We start from the raw sequence: 18355 nt of genomic DNA on the forward strand, positions 1-18355 counted from the left end.
ATTTTATTTTTGCCTCCGATACCGAAGGTCTTTTTGTCATATCCAATTTTTAAATTTTAGTTGATATTACAACGTTATTTTTTAATTATTATTAAAAATTAGCCATAGGCTATTTTTTCATACGAAACTTTACACTATCACTATTTTTCTGTTGCTTTTTCAATGAAATTTACAGCATCTGCAACTGTTTTTATGTTTTCTACTTCTTCAACTTTTACATCAAAAGCATCTTCAAGTTCCATTATTACTTGGAATAAATCTAATGAATCAGCTTCTAAATCTTCTATGAATCTTGTTTCTAATTTAACGTCTTCTTCATTAACTCCTAATTGTTCTACTACTATTTCTCTAATTTTTTCAAATATCATTTCTATTTCCTCCTAAATTTTAACTAAAATTCTTTATTTATAAGTTTTAACTTCATTTTATAATTTCAATAATTTACTGAATACTACCATTCTAGTAATATTCCAGACCAAGTTAACCCACCACCAAAAGCAACTAAAATAATTTTATCACCTTTATTAAGTAAGCTTTTATTTACAGCCTCGCTAAAAGCAATAGGCACACTAGCTGCTGACGTATTTCCATAGGATTCCAAGTTAACATAGAACTTGTCCTTGCTTATATTTAACTTCTTAGCAGCATCATCTATTATTCTAAGATTTGCTTGATGTGGAATAATATATTTAATATTTGATATATCTTCACCTGAATCCTCTAATAGTTTCTTAACTACCTTAGGGATTATTGATATGGCAAATTTGAAAACCTCTCTACCATCCATTTGTATATATTCGTCTCTTTTTAAAGAGGCATCTGCAAACGGTGTCTTAATTGGAAATTGATTGGCAGTTAATGCTTTAATACCTGTTTTCCCATCAGAGCCGAAGTAAGTGCTTATTATTCCACTATTATCAGTACTTACTTCAAGAATAGCGGCACCAGCACCATCACCAAATAATACGCAAGTATTTCTATCATTCCAATCTATTATTCTTGAGAGAACCTCACTACCAATAACTAAAGCTTTGCTTCCTTCTCCATTTTTTATTAATGAATTAGCAATTATGGATGCATATAAAAATCCTGAACAAGCAGCACTTATATCAAATGCAGCTGCATTCTCGCAACCTAATATACTTTGGACGCTGCAAGCAGTAGAAGGCATAATTCTATCTGGTGAAGTAGTTGCAACTACAATTAAATCAATATCTTGAGGACTACACTTTGCCATTTTCATAGCATTAATTGATGCTTTAACGGCTAAATCTACTGTACTTTCACCTTTTGAAATCTTTCTTTCACATATTCCAGTTCTCTTAACTATCCATTCATGTGATGTATTAACTAAACTTGACAATTGATCATTACTTACAGCATTTTCTGGACAATAATGTCCAATACCTACTATTTTTATTAAACTCATCTTAACACCTTTATTTTAAAAATATAATTATTTGATAATCAAATAATCCCCTTAAAAATATGAAATATTAAATTATTTAATATTTCTCTTTAGTTAATCCATAATATATAATAAGTTAATACTATATTAATATAAATATAGTATTGGATCATTGTACAATTTTATATAAATAAAAATAATTCCTAATAAAAATAATTTAATCTTAAATATAAAATAATTCAAACAAAACTTAACTCCTAAAATTATCCATTCCCCTTTCAAAAATTTTGATTATCAAACATCTTTATAATAAGTCTACTTTTAAAATTTGTCAATCTTTTTTTCAAATACTTCCTTTTCTAACATTACATATTATACTTTAAAATATATCTTGATATTCAAAATATTTCATGTAAAGGATAAATGAAATCAGTAGGATTCTCATAATTTATTTATATTTTAACGATATCTTTCCTTTTCTTTAATAAGTATTTATAATAGTATCATAATATTTATTATAGGAGAGATTTTTATTTTATGAGTAAGATATTAACAGAATCTAATATTAAAAAATTACAAGAAGAGCTAGATTACAGAATGACTGTAAGAAGAGCTGAAATTGCAAAAGAAAAATTAATTGCAGCGGCACATGGAGATAGATCGGAAAATGCAGAATATAAGGCAGCTTGTGAAGAGTATAGAGAAAATGATAATAGAATTCAACACTTATTAACACTTATAACAACAGCTATAGTTATAGAGGATGAAAGTATTGATAAATCTATTTTAGGAATAAATACTAAAGCTAAAATTGAATTTATTGATGATGGTTTTGAAGATGTTATTACTTTAGTAACAACATTGGATGCTAAGCCTGAAGAAATGTTGATAAGTATTGAATCTGAACTTGGAAAAGCATTAGCTGGTAAAAAGGTTGGAGACATAGTTGATGTTGAAGCTCCTGGAGAAAATTATTCTGTAAAGATTTTAGAAATACTTTAAAAAAATGAGGTTATATTAAATTTTAACTTAATATAACCTCATTTTTTTACCATATAAGTTAAGTTTTTAAATTTATTTTAAGAACATATAGGATCAGATATTTCTTTCATAGCTTTTCTAAATTGAATAAAGAATAGTATTGTTGTTGTTGTAACTGCCAATAAATCTGCTACAGGTTCTGCCATAAATACTGCTGTTGTTTTATCTGACATAAACATAGGAATAATATAAATTAAAGGTATTAATAATATTATTTTTCTTAATAATGCTAAGAATAATGAAGTTTTTGCATTACCTAAAGCAATAAATGATTGTTGACAAGCGATTTGCGCACCAAATACGCATGAAACAGCCATGTATATTCTAAGAGCATGACTTGTAAATTCAACAAGCTCTGGATCATTATTGAATATTAATACAAATGCTTTAGGCGCTATCATTGCTAATGACCATAATATAAAAGAATAAGTTACACAACAAATAAGTAATATTTTAAATGCCTTTTTTACACGATCTGCATTTTTAGCTCCGTAGTTATAACTTATTATAGGTTGACCACCTTGTGTTAGTCCAGTAAGAGGAAGCATTGAAAATTGCATTACGCTTGTAAGAATTGTCATTGCTCCTACTGCAATATCGCCACCATATTTTAATAATGAAGAGTTAAAGCATACTGTTATTAAACTTTCTGTGGCTTGCATTATAAATGGTGATAATCCTAATATTATGGAAGGTATAATAATCTCTTTTGATAAACGAAGATTTTCCTTTCTTAATTTTAAAGTTGATTTTTTACCTGTTAAGAAAAATAGTATCCAAATCATAGATAATGACTGAGATATTATTGTAGCTAAAGCTGCGCCAGATACCCCCATATTAAATCCAAATATCAGTATAGGATCAAGAATAATATTAAACATGGCACCTATTAAAACAGTCATCATACTAACTGTAGCAAAACCTTGTGCACTTATAAATGCATTAAGTCCAAGAGTTAGTTGAACAAATATAGTTCCTAAGCTATATATCTTCATATAATCAACTGCATATTCTATTGTATTTTCACTTGCACCAAATAATAAAAGTAAATCTTTTGAAAAGAAAAAGAAAATAACTGTAATAATAAGTGATAATATTATTAATAGTGAAAAGGAGTTTCCTAATGTTTTTTCTGCATTTTCATGTTCACCTTTCCCTAAAAAAATTGAAGCTCTAGGTGCAGCGCCCATGCTTACAAGAGCAGCAAATGCAGAAATAAGCATAATAAGTGGTAAACATACTCCAACACCAGTAAGTGCTAATTTACCAATATTAGCTATATGACCAATATACATACGGTCTACTAGATTATACAATAAATTAATAATTTGTGCTGCAACTGCAGGAACAGCTAATTTAAAAAGTAGTTTTCCTACACTGCCGCTTCCTAATTCTTCTGTTCGATTTCGTTTCATGATATCTTTCTCCTTTAATAAAATTGACAAAAAATAATAATTTATATAAAATAGTTTATAAAGAAACTGTTTATTTGTCAACTATATGGAGGGTAATGATGAAAACTAAATTTGATATTACGGAGATACTATACTCAGTTAAAAATATAAATGATTTATATTACAATTTATCTGTTAAAGTAGCTAATGAATGTGGTATTACTAAGCCAGAGGCTGATATTCTAGCATTTTTAAATAATAATCCATCTTGTGATACAGCAAAGGATATAGTTAGGTTAAAGGGATTTTCTAAGGCTTATGTTTCTAAAGCTGTAGAACCATTAATATTAAAAGAACTTATAAAAGTTGAAGTTGATAAAAATGATAGACGATGTCAACATCTAAAGTTAACAGAAAAATCTAAACCTATAGTAATAAAACTATATAATATGCAAAGTGAATTTGTAGAAAAAATTACTAAAGGGATAGATCCAAAGGATATAGAAAAGTATATTGAAGTTATGCATCTTTTTTCAGAAAATGCTTTAAAATAATTAAAAAGGAGCTGTGCATTAATTATTTAGTGTAATAGCCCCTTTTATTTATTGAGATAATTCATTGTTATTTTCATCAAAATATTTTACATCTAAACGAATACCTGCAATTTCATCTTCAGTTAAATTTTCTTTTATTAAAACCATAGATTCTTTTCCAATTTCTAAATTTGCATTATATTTATAAACATCATTTATAGTAATTTCAACTCTAGAAACCTTTTTACCATTGGATATTATAATATATCCATACTTAGCATTAGTTATATCGTTATAATTTTCATAAATTATTCTGTAATTTGAAATACCTAAACCATCTGTAGGTATATCTAATTTATTAGCTTGATTTAATACATAGTTTCCTTCATTATCCTTTTCATATACAAAAACACCTTGAGTAGTATTAGATGAAAAACCAACAATTTTTGTGTCTTCAACATAAATCTCATCTATAGTATAAGAGCTGTATTTATCAACTATACTTTCTAATTCTTCTTTATTACTATCTTTTAAATTTTCATTATTTTTATTTAAATAAATTTTAGACTCCGCACATCCTATAAGAAATATATTTATTAAAACAATTAAAATTAATAATATAATCCTTTTCATAGAGGTCCTCCTTTTTATAGCAAGAATATACTTAAATTATATTTTATTATGTATAGTAATTATACACTTAAAATGGTAATAAAATCTATATCTTATATTAATTTATATGAAAGAGCTTATAATTATATAATTAATTAAACTTTTATATGCTATAATAAATCATAATAAATTTCTTTAAATTGAAAGGATACAAAAGATGGAAAAATATATTTCTAATATAAAAACACCTAAAATAAGTATAGCCCCCATGGTAGATAAATCACATAGGCATTTTAGATATTTTTGTAGAATATTGAATAAAGATGCCCTTCTTTACTCAGAAATGGTAACAGCACAAGCAATAATTAATGGAGATTTAGATAAAATTCTTTATTTTAGAGAAGATGAAGGAAATGTTGCTCTTCAAATAGCAGCTTCAAATCCAGAAAATGCTTATAAAGCTGTTAAACTTGCTGAGCAATACAATTATTCAGAAATAAACTTAAATTGTGGATGTCCTTCTGATAGGGTATCAGGAAACCTAATGGGAGCAGCTTTAATGTCAGATAAGAATCTTGTTTATGAAATATTATCAGCAATGAAAGAGGCAACAAATAAGCCCATAACACTAAAACATAGAATTGGAATTGATGGTACTGGAGTAATTGATAATAAAGTTGGTAAAATTATAATAAGTGGTTATGAAGATTTACTAGAATTTTTAGATACAGTATCTAAAGCAAAACCTGATAGATATACTGTACATGCACGATCAGCTATATTAAAAGGATTAAGTCCTAAAGATAATAGAGAAATCCCTCCTTTGGATTATAATATGGTTTATAAATTAAAAAAAGAATTTAGTTATTTAAATATAGAGATAAATGGCGGATTTAAAAGTTTAGCAAACATTGAAGATGCATTAAGAAAAGTTGATGGAGTAATGATTGGAAGAGCTGCGTATGAGGATTGTTATCTTTTAGCTAATTTGCATAAAATTAATGAAGAAAAGAAAAATATTAGCCCAATTTCACGTGGAGAAGCTATAAAAAAATATATACCATATGTTACTGAAGAACTTGAAAAAGGAAGTAATGTACATGCTTTAGCAGCTCCACTTCAAAGTTTATTTCAAGGACAAAGAGGAAGTAGAAAATTTAAGCAGTTATTATCATCATCTAATATAAAAAGAGAAACTCTAATAGAAGTTTTAAATAGTATATTAGAAGTTATGCCTCAGGATGTGCTGTGGAACTTATAAAAAATAATAAAAGTACTTATTATTTACTATATAATTTACTATAGTAATATTAAGTACTTTTTTAAATTTCTATTTATTAAATACAAACTCTTTTATACCAATTGCAACACCATCATTATGTACTGTATCAGTAATTTTACTAGCATATTTTTTTACTTCATCTTCTGCATTTCCCATGGCTATACCACAGCCTACTGTAGAAAGCATTTCTATATCATTTTTACCATCACCAAATGCATAGCTATTTTCAATATCAATATTTAAATACTCTAGTGCTTTAATTATTCCTGTTGCTTTTGTATTTTTCTTTGAATATAATTCAAAAGATTTTAAGGCAATACTATTAACATAATCATAATCTTTATTTCGTTGAACTATTTCTAAACACGAATTAACAACTTCATCATTTGGACACATCATTTCAATTTTATAAGTTTTAATTTCATCTAAAGAAAATTCATCTTTTATTAATTCTTTAGAGACGCCTACTGTATCATAAAATTGATGAAATTCTTTGAAGTTTTTTTTCATATAAGAATAGTATTCACCTTCTAATATATATTGAATATTAAGTGATTCTAATTCGTTTACTAAATTCTTTATAAATTCTTTATCTATATCTTCACTATATATTGTTTTATTATTAATAATTACATGAGCTCCATTTGCTAAAATATAACCATCAAAACCAAAATCTAAGATTGATTTACTTAAAAATGCATATGGTCTCCCAGTTGAAATAAATACATAATGACCTTCTTTTTGAAGAGAACAAATTGCTTCTTTAACTTTTGGAGTAATGTCAACTATTCCACCACAGTAATCTAATAATGTTCCATCAATATCAAAAAATATAGCTTTTTTCATTTAATCCCCTCCATTCCTGTTATTTCTTATTTTATCCTACTATTTCCTTATTGTCAATTGACTTAATTGAAATCATATAATAAAATGGGAATAAATAAGAAACGAAATTAAAGGAGATTTTAAATGTTTACTGAAGAGCGCCATAAATATATATTAGATCTATTAAATAGAGATGGAAAAATATTTGTAAAAGATTTAAGTAAAGAGTTTAAAGTAAGTGAAAGTATGATTAGAAAAGACTTAAAGGTATTAGAGCGAAAAAACCTACTTCAGAGAACTTACGGTGGAGCTATTAATATAGATAATACTGCTATTAAAATAAAAGCTTTTAATAATCGTATTAGTGAAAATATAGAATTGAAAAATATAATAGCTCAAAAAGCTTTTGATGAATTAGATGACAATGACACCATTTTTTTAGATGCATCTACCACTTCCTTTATGATTGCAAAATTAATTGTAGAAGATAATAAACAATTAACTGTAATTACTAATATGTTTGAAATATCCTCATTAATTACTTCGGATTCTATTACAAAATTTATTTTTATTGGTGGAGATTATAACTCATATGTTGGTGGTAGTATTGGCTCTCATGCAATTGAACAAATAAATAACTATAGATGTAATAAGGCATTTTTAGGATGTACAGGAATTGATCTTAGAGATGGAACTATAAGCACTTCCCTTTCAGAAGATGCTGCAACTAAAAAAGCAATTACTACTATTTCAGATAAGTTATTTTTAGTTACTTTAAATGAAAAATTTAAGAAAAATGGTTCATTTAAATTTTCTAATTTACTTAATTTTTATGGAATAATTACTGAGCAGTTACCTGATGACTCAATAACTGTAAATCTTAAAGAATATTATATAAACATAATTTAAGATATTAAAATGAATTTATTATTTTAATATAGAATTTAACTATATAATATAGTAATTTATCCTCTTAATATTAATTAATAAGTAATTTTTTCTTTAGATAAAGAATAAAAATTAAGTATACATAATTAATTAAGGAGGAAAATATGTATATTATTATAGCTATACTTGGTTTTAGTTTATTAGTAATTGTTCATGAACTTGGACATTTTATTATGGCAAAAGTAAATGGGATAAAAGTTGAAGAATTTTCTATTGGGATGGGACCAGAAATATTTTCAAGAAAAGACAAAGAAACAAGATACTCATTAAGACTTTTCCCTATTGGAGGATTCGTTAGTTTATTAGGTGAAGAAGAAGCTGTAAATGATGAAAGAAGTTTTTCTAGTACTACTCCAATAAGAAAGATTTCAATTATATTAGCTGGTGCGATAATGAATATTATTTTTGCAGTTATAATATTCAGCATTATTATTTCACATAGAGGATTTAATGAATTAAAAATAAGTAAGCTATCTGAGAACTCACCTGCTATTAATTCAGGATTACAAATTAATGATGAAATTATAAAAGTAGATGGATCCAAGGTTTATACCCCTACAGATGTTACTATGAGTATTCAACTTTCTAATGGTAATCCTATAAGTTTATTAGTAAATAGAAATGGTGAAAAGCTAGAAATTACTCTTACTCCGGAGTTGATTGAAAAAAACGGTAATAAAGTTTATCATATTGGTTTCTATTATAGTGCTATTAAAGAGCCAACAATTGTTCAATCAATAAAACAGTCAATTAAAGAAACAGCTTCTTTAATTAATCAAACTTTTAAAAGCATTAAACTTATTATTTCAGGAGATGTAAATTTAAAAACGGATGTTGGTGGACCTATTACTATAATAAGAATGTCAACTCAAGCAGCTAAAAATGGTCTAATATCTCTTGGTTATTTATTGGGTTTCATTAGTGTTAATTTAGCTGTATTCAATTTATTACCCTTTCCAGCATTAGATGGTGGATGGGCAGCAGTTACTATTATCGAATTAATAACAAGACGAAAACTTCCTGATAAAATTGTTGGTGTTGCAAACTATGTAGGATTCATTATTTTAATGGGAATTATGATTATAGTTACTTTAAAAGATGTTTTATTTCCGATCAAACTATAATAAAAACTAATAATTACAATTATATTATTGTTTTGATTAAAGTTTATCATTTATTACTATATTAGATTTATATAAAATAAATTAAAGAAAAAAATAGGATAATATTCATAAGACCTTGGAAATTATCCTATTTAATATAATAAATTAGAATTTAGATCAAATTATAAATTGAAATAAGTTTTATTAAATTTTAATGATCCCTTTGCTGTCATAATATCTTTAACAATAAAAAATGGATTTGCAATTTTGTTAAAACATAAGATATGTTGTATTTTCAGGTACTCCGCTTACTGATACATTATCTCCTTCATTTAATAAATCTATAGTTCTCATATCATTATTAGAAAGTTCAAAATCAAAAATACTTAGATTTTCTTTTATTCTTTCCTCATTAGATGACTTTGGTATAGGGATTATTCCTCTTTGTACATGCCATCTTAATATTATTTGAGCTATTGTTTTTTTGTATTTTTCAGATAGATCAATCATTAATTTATTAGAGAATAATTTACCTCTCATTATAGGGCTCCATGCAACAAGTTGAATATTATTCTCTTCACAATAACTTAACATATCATTTTTTGAACTTTGAGGATGAATTTCGATTTGATTTACCATAGGCATTATTTCAGCTGTTTTCTTTAATTCTTCTAAATGACCAATTCTAAAATTACAAACTCCAATAGCTTTTACTTTACCTGTTCTATAAAGATATTCAAATGCTTTCCAAGTTTCTGTGTTTAGTTTATTGGGCCAATGTACAAGATATAAATCTATATAATTAACTTGTAATCTTTCTAATGATTTATTAAATGCTTCAATAGTTTTATCATATCCATGATTATCATTCCAAAGCTTTGTAACAAGAAAAATATCTTCCCTATTAATTCCACTTTCTTTTATTCCATTTCCAATACCAACTTCATTACCGTAAAAAGAAGCAGTATCAATTTGCCTATACCCTATTTCTAAAGCATATTTTACAATTTTAGCAGTTTCTTCATCATTTCCAGATTTATATGTTCCAAATCCAATAGACGGAATTTTAACCCCATTACTTAATACTTTAAAATTTTCATTCATAATACATATCCTACCTTTTACTTTCAACTAATTTTAATCTATATTATCATATTTTCTACAGCGCTAAAATCATTAGCTGTAACAACCAATATATCTCTGGCATTATAACTGTATTTCCATTTGAAACTATTACTTTCTACTTACGTTTTATCATAACTATAAGAATATCTTCTGGAATATTTCAATCCATGATACTTTTATTAGTTAATCCAGCTGTTATAACAACTCCTAAGGATGACATAATTATAGATTGTAATGCAACAGGCTTGGCCATATTCCAGTTAGTACCAAAGCCCCCATAAAACATTATAAAAATTAATGCTATGGAGCATATATCACTTGATAAATTATAATTATCAAAGTATATATCAACAATACCATCGGAGCCAAATAACATTCCAAGTACTATAAAAATAAGAAAAATCGGTACACCAAATTTATATAATATTTTTGTTGAAGTTATACATATTAATAGTACTAATGCACAAATAATCATTAAATTTATAATATTTTTCCCTCTTTTTATAAAATTCAATCTGTTAATTTGCTATGAAAAATAAAGATATTTTTTCATAGCACATTAACAAATTGATAATATTTATCAAATACCTTATTTTTTATATCATAATATAATTTAGAAATAACTTCAATAATTTGGGGTTAATTTACATTTTATTTATAGGTAATTTAAATTTAAGTACCACAATATGTTTTATATGCACAACTTGTAGGCTTAGGTGGTTTTGAATATTCTTCATTAATATTTGAATAATCATAAGGATTTTTAATTACATTTAAAAGCTGTTTCATAATGCTATAATCATTATTGGCAACTGCAGCATGTAAGGCTTCTTCAACTTTATAGTTACGTGGAATAATGGTTGGATTATTCATTTTCATTAGATTAATACATTCATTACTTGGTTTATCTTGTTTTATTAATCTTTCTTGCCAAATTTTATACCAATTTTTAAAATCATTACTTTTAAATATTTCACCTTCTGTTAAATTTCCTAATGTTAGATTACGAAAAGTATTTGTGTAATCAGCTTTATAATCTTTCATAATACTTAAAAGAGAAAAAATAAGCTTATTATCCTCTTCTTCTGAATTAAAAATTCCAAGTTTAGCTTTCATTCCATTTTCCCAATATTTATTATATAAAGTTTCATAATTAGATAATGCTTTTTCTGCAATTTCAATAGCTTTATCTATATCTTCATCTAATAATGGTAATATTGATTCTGCAAATCTTGCCAAATTCCAGGCACCAATTTTAGGTTGATTACCATATGAATATCTTCCATTAATATCAATAGAACTAAATACAGTGTTAGGATCGTATGTATCCATAAATGCACAAGGTCCATAATCAATAGTTTCTCCACTTATTAGCATATTATCTGTATTCATAACACCGTGAATAAATCCAACTAATTGCCATTTTGCTATAAGTAACGCTTGACTTTTTATAACTTCATTAAGTAAATAAAGATAAGGATTTTCTTCATGTTTTTTTATTTCAAAATGTCTTTTTAAAGTATAATCTGCTAATAATTTAAGATCTTCAATATCACAAAAATTTCTAGCAAATTGGAATGTACCAACACGGATATGACTTTTAGCTATACGATCTAATATTGCCCCTGGCAAAAACTTTTCTCTAAGGATATCTTCACCCGTAGAAATTACAGCTAGGCTACGTGTTGTTGGTATTCCTAAACCATGCATTCCTTCACTTATAATATATTCTCTAAGCATAGGTCCTAAAGTTGCTTTTCCATCTCCTCCTCTTGAATATGGAGTCCTTCCACTTCCTTTAATTTGAATATCAAATCTTTCTTTATTTTTTGATATTAACTCCCCTAAAAGAACAGCTCTACCATCACCTAACATTGTAAAATGTCCAAATTGATGTCCTGCATAAGCTTGAGAAATTGGAGTTGTATTTTCTAAAATTTTGTTTCCTGATAAAAATTGTATACCCTCATAACTTTTTAAAAATTCTTTATTTAATCCTAACTCTTCAGCTAAGGTTGTATTGAAGAATACTAATTTGCAATCATCTAAATTACTTGGATTTTGAAATGAAAATAAACTTTTAGGGAGCTGTGAATATGTATTTTCTAGATTTAAATATTTATTTAATAAATTATCTTGATACTTCATATATCCTCCTTTTATAACTTATACTTCTTATACTCTAATAAAATTAATATTAATATGTACTTTTTTATAGTTTATACATAGCCCCTTCAATTATTCTTATTCTTTATCATCTTTAATAGACCTTTCAAAATTATTAAAAAGTATAGGATATATTAGTGAAATACTCTAATATATCCTATATATATTTTACCTTATTTAATTTATAATATTTTATTACTCTATATAGGCTCCTTGTAAGTAAACAGTTCCTAAAACAGAAACTTGGATACCCTTAACATTTTCATTCCATCCCATTACAGTTGTGTAATAGTAAATTGGAAGTATAGGCATATCTTCCATCAAAATATCTTCTGCTTCTCGTAACAACTCTTTTCTCTTAGCTGTATCAGACTCAATTTTAGCTTCAGCAATCAATTTATCGTAATCTAGATTGCTATAGCCAGAGTCATTATTACCACCGCCAGTTACAAATATATCTAAGAATGTCATAGGATCTGAATAATCTCCAATCCATCCTTGTCTTGCAATTTCATATCCACCTTGTTGTCTAGTATTTAAGAAAACTGCCCATTCTTGATTAGTTAATTCTACATTTATTCCAATTTCAGCTAAGTTTTGTTGAACAATTTGACAAATATCTTTATGTGCACCTTCAGAATTATACATTAATTCAATAGTTGGTAATCCATCACCATTTTCATATCCAGCTTCTTTTAATAATTCTTTTGCTTTTTCAATATTTCCTTCCATATCTAAAGGAGCATAATATTCTTTATCAGCAAATTCTGTACCATCTGCATTATAAATTCCTTGTGGAACAAAGCTATATGCAGGAACTTGTTCAGCTTTACCGACATTATCAATTATTTCTTGTCTATCTATTGCTAAATTTATAGCTTGTCTAACTAATTTATTGTTTAATACTTCCTTAACATCTTCAGACATATTATCTTGTTTACCAACATTAATACCAAAGTAATATGTTCCAAGCTTTGGTGAAACATGTACTAAACCAGCTTCTTTTCCAGGTTCTATTTCATTTGGTGGAACAGAATTAACAACATCGAAGTTACCAGCTTGTAATTCTGAATAAGCAGTTGTTTCATCAGTTACAAGTTTAAATGTTAGTTTATCTAATTTAATACTATCCTTATTCCAGTAATTTTCATTTTTTTCAAATACTAATTGGTCTTTCATATCCCATTGAACTAATTTAAATGCACCGTTAGTTACATAAGTTTCTGGCTTTGTTGCCCATCCATCTGGATCTGCACTTACAATATCTTCTCTTAATGGAGCATAAGTTGGAAATGCTAATAATTGTTTAAAGTAGCTTGTTGGTGCTTCTAGTGTTACTTCTAATGTGTAGTCATCAATAACTTTAATTCCTACTTCATCAGCACTTACTTCTCCGTTATAATATTTTTCTGCATTTTTAATATAATATAATTGATAAGAATATTCAGCTGCATTTTCTTTAGTTAATGCTCTTATCCAAGAATACTTAAAATTATCTGATACTACTGGTTCTCCATCAGACCATTTTCCATCTTTTCTTAATTTAATAGTATATACTAATCCATCATCTGAGACTTCAACGCTTTCAGCTGCGCCTTCTACTGCATTATCATTTTCATCAAGTGTCATTAGACATTCAAATGCATTAAGTATTACTGTTGATGCTTCTGAAGCTGTGTTTATTGTTGGATCTATTGTTTCAGGATCAGCTCCTAAATTAAATACTAATTCTTGTTTAGCATCTTTATTTGTTGTAGTTTTAGATTCTGAGTTAGTACTATTCCCCTCCTTTGAAGAAGTACTTCCACATCCCAAAAATAATGTTGTACTAAGAGTTGCAGCCATTAACACCGCACATAGTTTTTTTAGTTTTGAACTTTTCATCTTTAATTGCCCCCTTTGTATTTATAAGTAAACTGCATTATGCAATTTATATATTTTTATAATATATAGATTTAAATATATAAGCTATAATTTACTCTTATAATTTCTGCCCCTAAAAGTATTTATAAGAGTAAAATTATAAATTAATATTTAAATATCGAAACTTAATCCTATTTAATTACTTATAAATCAAAAATTGATTAAGTTATAATTTAATTATAATTTAAATTTAATATTTGTCAAAATAATTGTTAAAAAAAATATTATTATTTTAATATATTATTAATTATTTTTAATTATATTAATTAAAATGTTAATTTAAACAATAAATCGATGTTAATGTTTACACACGCTGATTGACTAGTCTTATAATTTTTTATCCATATATTTTTAAAAAAATTATTTAAATTTACTTACATTTAATAATATTTTAAAAAATTTTTAACATTTATTTTCAAATGAACATTTTTTTGAATTTATACCATTTCCCAAGGACATTTATATATAAAAAAAAAAGAGAATGCTCTTCTCTTTTTTTTATATATTTAAAATTAATTAATATTATTTTCTTAAAATATTATTTATAATTTCCTCAGTAAGACTTTTTATTACTTCAATAGCTAATGATACTGATGCTTCTATATCTTCTTTTGCACAGTAATTATAATGACTATGAACATACCTTGAAGGAATACCTAAAACTAATACTGGTACTGCTTTGTAAGTTAAACTTATTTTTGCTGCATTAGTAGAACCTCCACGTCTAACTGCATTTTGATATTTTATTGAATGTTTTTCTGCAACTTTTTCTGCATGTCTAATAAATAAAGGGTTTGCTATATATCCTTGATCTAAATTTCTTATTTGTGTTCCTTTTTTCAATGCACCCTGTGATATATTTTTAGAATAATATAAATCATCTGCTGGAGACCCTTCAAAAACTATTGCTAGATCTGGTTTAACAATTTGAGATGTAACCTGTGCTCCTCTAGTACCAACTTCCTCCTGTGCTGCGAAAGCTCCAACAACATCTACATTTAAATCACTTATTTCAGATAATGCTTTTAATGTTTCTATAATACAAAAACATCCTATCCTATTATCAAAAGCTTTGCCATAACAAACTCCATTTTTTTCATTAAAATCAAATTCAACTTTTGGAGCTATTGGATCCCCAACCCTAATATTAAAAATATCTAAAACTTCTTCCCTACTACTTGCCCCTACATCTACAAAAATATTTTCTATTTCTAATGAATTATTAACTCTTTCACTAGCTGTCATAAAATGAACTGGCTTAGAAGTCGTTATACCTTTAATAAGTTCACCATCTCTATTTTTAACATAAACAGTATGTGCAGGAATATTTGTATTATGCCATCCACCTAATTGGACAATACTTAATAATCCATTATCATTAATAGCTTGGACCATAAATCCAACTTCATCAGTATGTGCATCTAACATAACAACTAATTTATTACCATCATAATTTTTTAGCTTTGCATAAACATTATTCATAGAATCATTTTCTACTATCATTTCATTACAATATTTCTTGATTACAGTTGTAACTTCGTCTTCAAATCCTGATGGTCCAAATGCATTTGATAATTCTTCTAAAATTTTAATATTAATCATATTATGCCCCCTAAATACTACTTAGCATTTCATATATATATTATAGTAACATATTATTTTAATTTATTATTATCTAATAAATTATAACTTAAATATTTTATTAAGTTCCCCAATAAATATTTAATGGTATACTATAATATAAATTATTTATTTTATTATCTTTATTTTGTTTTTTACATTATACCTTTACTAAATACATTTGTCTACTATATAAAACAAAAAATACCAGATGTTAATCGGTATTTTTTATTTCTATAGAATTCAGAAACATGTTCATAATTTAATAAATATAAATTTTCTATCTTAACATATATGCAATAGCTGCTAAAACTTTATAATTAGCATTCCAAATATATTTAAATTCTGAATTTTTCAATGGACACTTTCCTAAACCAACTTCAATAGTTACACTTGGTATTGGATTATTTGGTTTAGAAGATGCCCAATCCTTAAATCCACCTGGTATAACTTCAGAGTATTCGCTATCACTTTTTTCTTTTGTATATCCTGTTACACTTGAAATAAGATCTGCTAGTTTGCTACACTCATTTTTTACTAAGCTATCTTTATAATCCCAATAAATTAAATTTCCTGATGAATGATAACTAACTGTGTAAATAAAATTATATTTACTGACTAAATTAACAAGTGCCTTAGATTCAGGTTCAGAATTACAACATTTCCCCTTATAATTTTCAAAAGAGCATTTTTTACTTTGATTTATTTCATTCCATCCAGCATCGAAATTTCTATTCAAATCTACACCAATAGCGTTTGCCTTCCATTTTCTTAAATAATTTTTAAATCTATCACAAGTATATCTAGCATTTAAATCATTATAATAGCATTCATAAATAGAATCTTTTAATTTTTCATCTTTTATGCCTTTTATACCTATTTGACTTATAGTAATTCCATCTGGATTTACCATGGGAATTAAATGAAAAGTTACGGAATTAAATAAGTCTCTATATTTAATTCCGTAATATTTACCATTTTCATAATTCTTTAGATAATATTCTATTTGCTTCATAATTAATAATGAAGTTAAATACTCTCTTCCATGAATTCCTGCATGTATCAATACATGTTTTTTATTACTTTTGCCTAATATTACTTCATAAATATCTCTATTATCATGAGAACTTCCGATTATATTTATTTCTATATTATCACTATATATTTTTTTGAAATATTGTAAATCTATAAACATTTTATCATAAGTATAATTTGATTTTGCTATATATCCTATTTTATATTACCTCCTCAAATACTTATAATATATTTTATAAATTCTCTTTATTTTCGTTCCCATTAGAAAATATTAATAAAAATCATTATTTTAATATATGTATTTTTTAGTTATAAATGTTTAAATCATTTGCTTTTTTTCGTATAATATATAATGAAGATTTATTTCAAGGAGGGGATAAAATGAAAAAACCACTAATAGCGATAGCTGGTGGAATAGTTAAAGATTCTAGAATAGAATTTGCAGGTGAAGATTATACTAGAATAAATAATAACTATCCAAGAGCAATTGCTGATGCTGGAGGAATTCCTGTTATTTTGCCTTTAATAAACGATATTGATATTTTACTTGATCAATTATCTACATGTGATGGGTTACTACTTCCTGGAGGTATTGATGTTAATCCATTGTCATATAAAGAACTTCCTAGACCCCTTTTAGGAAATTGTAATGATTTAGTTGACTGGTATCATATTAATTTAGCCCAAAAAGCCCTTGAATTAAATATGCCTATTTTAGGAATATGTCGAGGATGTCAAATTCTTAATGTTTCCTGTGGTGGAACATTGCATCAAGATATATCCTATGCTACAGATTCACCAATACTTCATAAACAAGAAAGTCATCTTTCTGAAAAATGCCATCCTGTTTATATAGAAGAAAATAGCATTATACACGAAATCTTTGGAGATAGTTATATTGTTAATAGTGCTCATCATCAAGCAGTTAAAGAAGTTGCCCTTAACTTTAAAAATACTGCTATATCTCCTGATGGAATAATTGAAGCTATTGAAATGATAAATAAACCATTTGTAGTAGGTATACAATGGCATCCTGAAATGATGGCATCAAATGATTCCACAACATTAGATTTATTTAAAAAACTTATTTATAGTTGTAAAAAATAAAATTTTGACCTGTAACAAAATAATTTATATTTAATTTTGTTACAGGTCTATTTTACAATCAAAAAGAGAGCCAAACTTTGACTCTCTTTTTGATTATTGTGCGCCCAGCATGGGCAACAACTTGACGGTGAAAGTCCGTTGTGGGCTTGGTAGTGGGAACCACTAGCTAATGACAAGGGTGTCCATCGTGAGATGGAATCTGAAGGAAGTCGGAGGCAAAGTCTTGGTCTGAG

17 protein-coding genes are annotated in these 18355 nt (G+C 26.4%); 6 read left to right on the forward strand and 11 right to left on the reverse strand.

What is annotated here, in order from left to right:
• Positions 1–140: 140 nt before the first annotated feature.
• Together acpP and Q0Y03_RS13065 are read right to left on the reverse strand one after the other, a co-directional pair.
• Positions 141–368, reverse strand: a complete 228-nt coding sequence (gene acpP, locus Q0Y03_RS13060; RefSeq protein ID WP_133016887.1) for an acyl carrier protein — start codon at positions 366–368, stop codon at positions 141–143.
• A gap of 83 nt (positions 369–451) precedes the next feature.
• Positions 452–1429 (reverse strand): beta-ketoacyl-ACP synthase III, encoded by a 978-nt coding sequence (locus Q0Y03_RS13065; protein WP_297714249.1) that lies wholly within the window; start codon positions 1427–1429, stop codon positions 452–454.
• A 516-nt stretch (positions 1430–1945) separates the two neighbouring features.
• Here Q0Y03_RS13065 and greA point away from each other — a divergent pair.
• A complete protein-coding gene (gene greA, locus Q0Y03_RS13070) occupies positions 1946–2410 on the forward strand; it encodes a transcription elongation factor GreA (protein WP_297714250.1) in 465 nt (154 codons plus the stop codon).
• 77 nt (positions 2411–2487) lie between these two features.
• Here the strand turns inward: greA and Q0Y03_RS13075 are convergent, their stop codons facing one another.
• Positions 2488–3864: an MATE family efflux transporter gene (locus Q0Y03_RS13075; RefSeq protein WP_297714251.1), complete on the reverse strand. Its 1377-nt coding sequence runs from the start codon at positions 3862–3864 to the stop codon at positions 2488–2490.
• 98 nt (positions 3865–3962) lie between these two features.
• Between Q0Y03_RS13075 and Q0Y03_RS13080 the strand changes: the two genes are divergently transcribed.
• Complete coding sequence (locus Q0Y03_RS13080; protein ID WP_297714252.1) at positions 3963–4397, forward strand: MarR family winged helix-turn-helix transcriptional regulator; 435 nt, start codon at positions 3963–3965, stop codon at positions 4395–4397.
• Positions 4398–4445: 48 nt separating this feature from the next.
• Here Q0Y03_RS13080 and Q0Y03_RS13085 read toward each other — a convergent pair whose 3' ends face one another.
• On the reverse strand, positions 4446–5009 hold the full coding sequence (locus Q0Y03_RS13085) for a hypothetical protein (protein ID WP_297714253.1): 564 nt from the start codon (positions 5007–5009) through the stop codon (positions 4446–4448).
• A gap of 196 nt (positions 5010–5205) precedes the next feature.
• On the opposite strand from Q0Y03_RS13085, the gene dusA reads away from it, so the two are divergent.
• Entirely contained in the window at positions 5206–6249 is a 1044-nt protein-coding gene (gene dusA / locus Q0Y03_RS13090; RefSeq protein ID WP_297714254.1) for a tRNA dihydrouridine(20/20a) synthase DusA, read from the forward strand.
• A 69-nt stretch (positions 6250–6318) separates the two neighbouring features.
• Here the strand turns inward: dusA and Q0Y03_RS13095 are convergent, their stop codons facing one another.
• Complete coding sequence (locus Q0Y03_RS13095; RefSeq protein WP_297714255.1) at positions 6319–7116, reverse strand: HAD family hydrolase; 798 nt, start codon at positions 7114–7116, stop codon at positions 6319–6321.
• A 123-nt stretch (positions 7117–7239) separates the two neighbouring features.
• On the opposite strand from Q0Y03_RS13095, the gene Q0Y03_RS13100 reads away from it, so the two are divergent.
• A complete protein-coding gene (locus Q0Y03_RS13100; RefSeq protein ID WP_297714256.1) occupies positions 7240–8004 on the forward strand; it encodes a DeoR/GlpR family DNA-binding transcription regulator in 765 nt (254 codons plus the stop codon).
• Between the two features lie 143 nt (positions 8005–8147).
• Positions 8148–9167: a M50 family metallopeptidase gene (locus Q0Y03_RS13105; protein ID WP_297714257.1), complete on the forward strand. Its 1020-nt coding sequence runs from the start codon at positions 8148–8150 to the stop codon at positions 9165–9167.
• Positions 9168–9416: 249 nt separating this feature from the next.
• Here Q0Y03_RS13105 and Q0Y03_RS13110 read toward each other — a convergent pair whose 3' ends face one another.
• The 6 genes from Q0Y03_RS13110 to Q0Y03_RS13135 form a co-directional block, all read right to left on the reverse strand.
• A complete protein-coding gene (locus Q0Y03_RS13110; RefSeq protein ID WP_297714258.1) occupies positions 9417–10250 on the reverse strand; it encodes an aldo/keto reductase in 834 nt (277 codons plus the stop codon).
• 181 nt (positions 10251–10431) lie between these two features.
• Positions 10432–10785: a cation:proton antiporter gene (locus Q0Y03_RS13115; RefSeq protein WP_363318748.1), complete on the reverse strand. Its 354-nt coding sequence runs from the start codon at positions 10783–10785 to the stop codon at positions 10432–10434.
• Positions 10786–10943: 158 nt separating this feature from the next.
• Positions 10944–12419, reverse strand: coding sequence for a protein adenylyltransferase SelO (locus tag Q0Y03_RS13120; protein WP_297714259.1), 1476 nt, complete (start codon positions 12417–12419; stop codon positions 10944–10946).
• A gap of 213 nt (positions 12420–12632) precedes the next feature.
• Positions 12633–14321 (reverse strand): peptide ABC transporter substrate-binding protein, encoded by a 1689-nt coding sequence (locus Q0Y03_RS13125; RefSeq protein WP_297714260.1) that lies wholly within the window; start codon positions 14319–14321, stop codon positions 12633–12635.
• 561 nt (positions 14322–14882) lie between these two features.
• Positions 14883–15962, reverse strand: a complete 1080-nt coding sequence (locus Q0Y03_RS13130) for a M42 family metallopeptidase (protein WP_297714261.1) — start codon at positions 15960–15962, stop codon at positions 14883–14885.
• 298 nt (positions 15963–16260) lie between these two features.
• Positions 16261–17175, reverse strand: coding sequence for a M14 family zinc carboxypeptidase (locus tag Q0Y03_RS13135; RefSeq protein ID WP_297714262.1), 915 nt, complete (start codon positions 17173–17175; stop codon positions 16261–16263).
• A 221-nt stretch (positions 17176–17396) separates the two neighbouring features.
• On the opposite strand from Q0Y03_RS13135, the gene Q0Y03_RS13140 reads away from it, so the two are divergent.
• Positions 17397–18122, forward strand: a complete 726-nt coding sequence (locus Q0Y03_RS13140; RefSeq protein ID WP_297714263.1) for a gamma-glutamyl-gamma-aminobutyrate hydrolase family protein — start codon at positions 17397–17399, stop codon at positions 18120–18122.
• Positions 18123–18355 lie beyond the last annotated feature (233 nt).

Source organism: Clostridium sp., from assembly GCF_026168755.1.
GTDB lineage: Bacteria > Bacillota > Clostridia > Clostridiales > Clostridiaceae > Clostridium.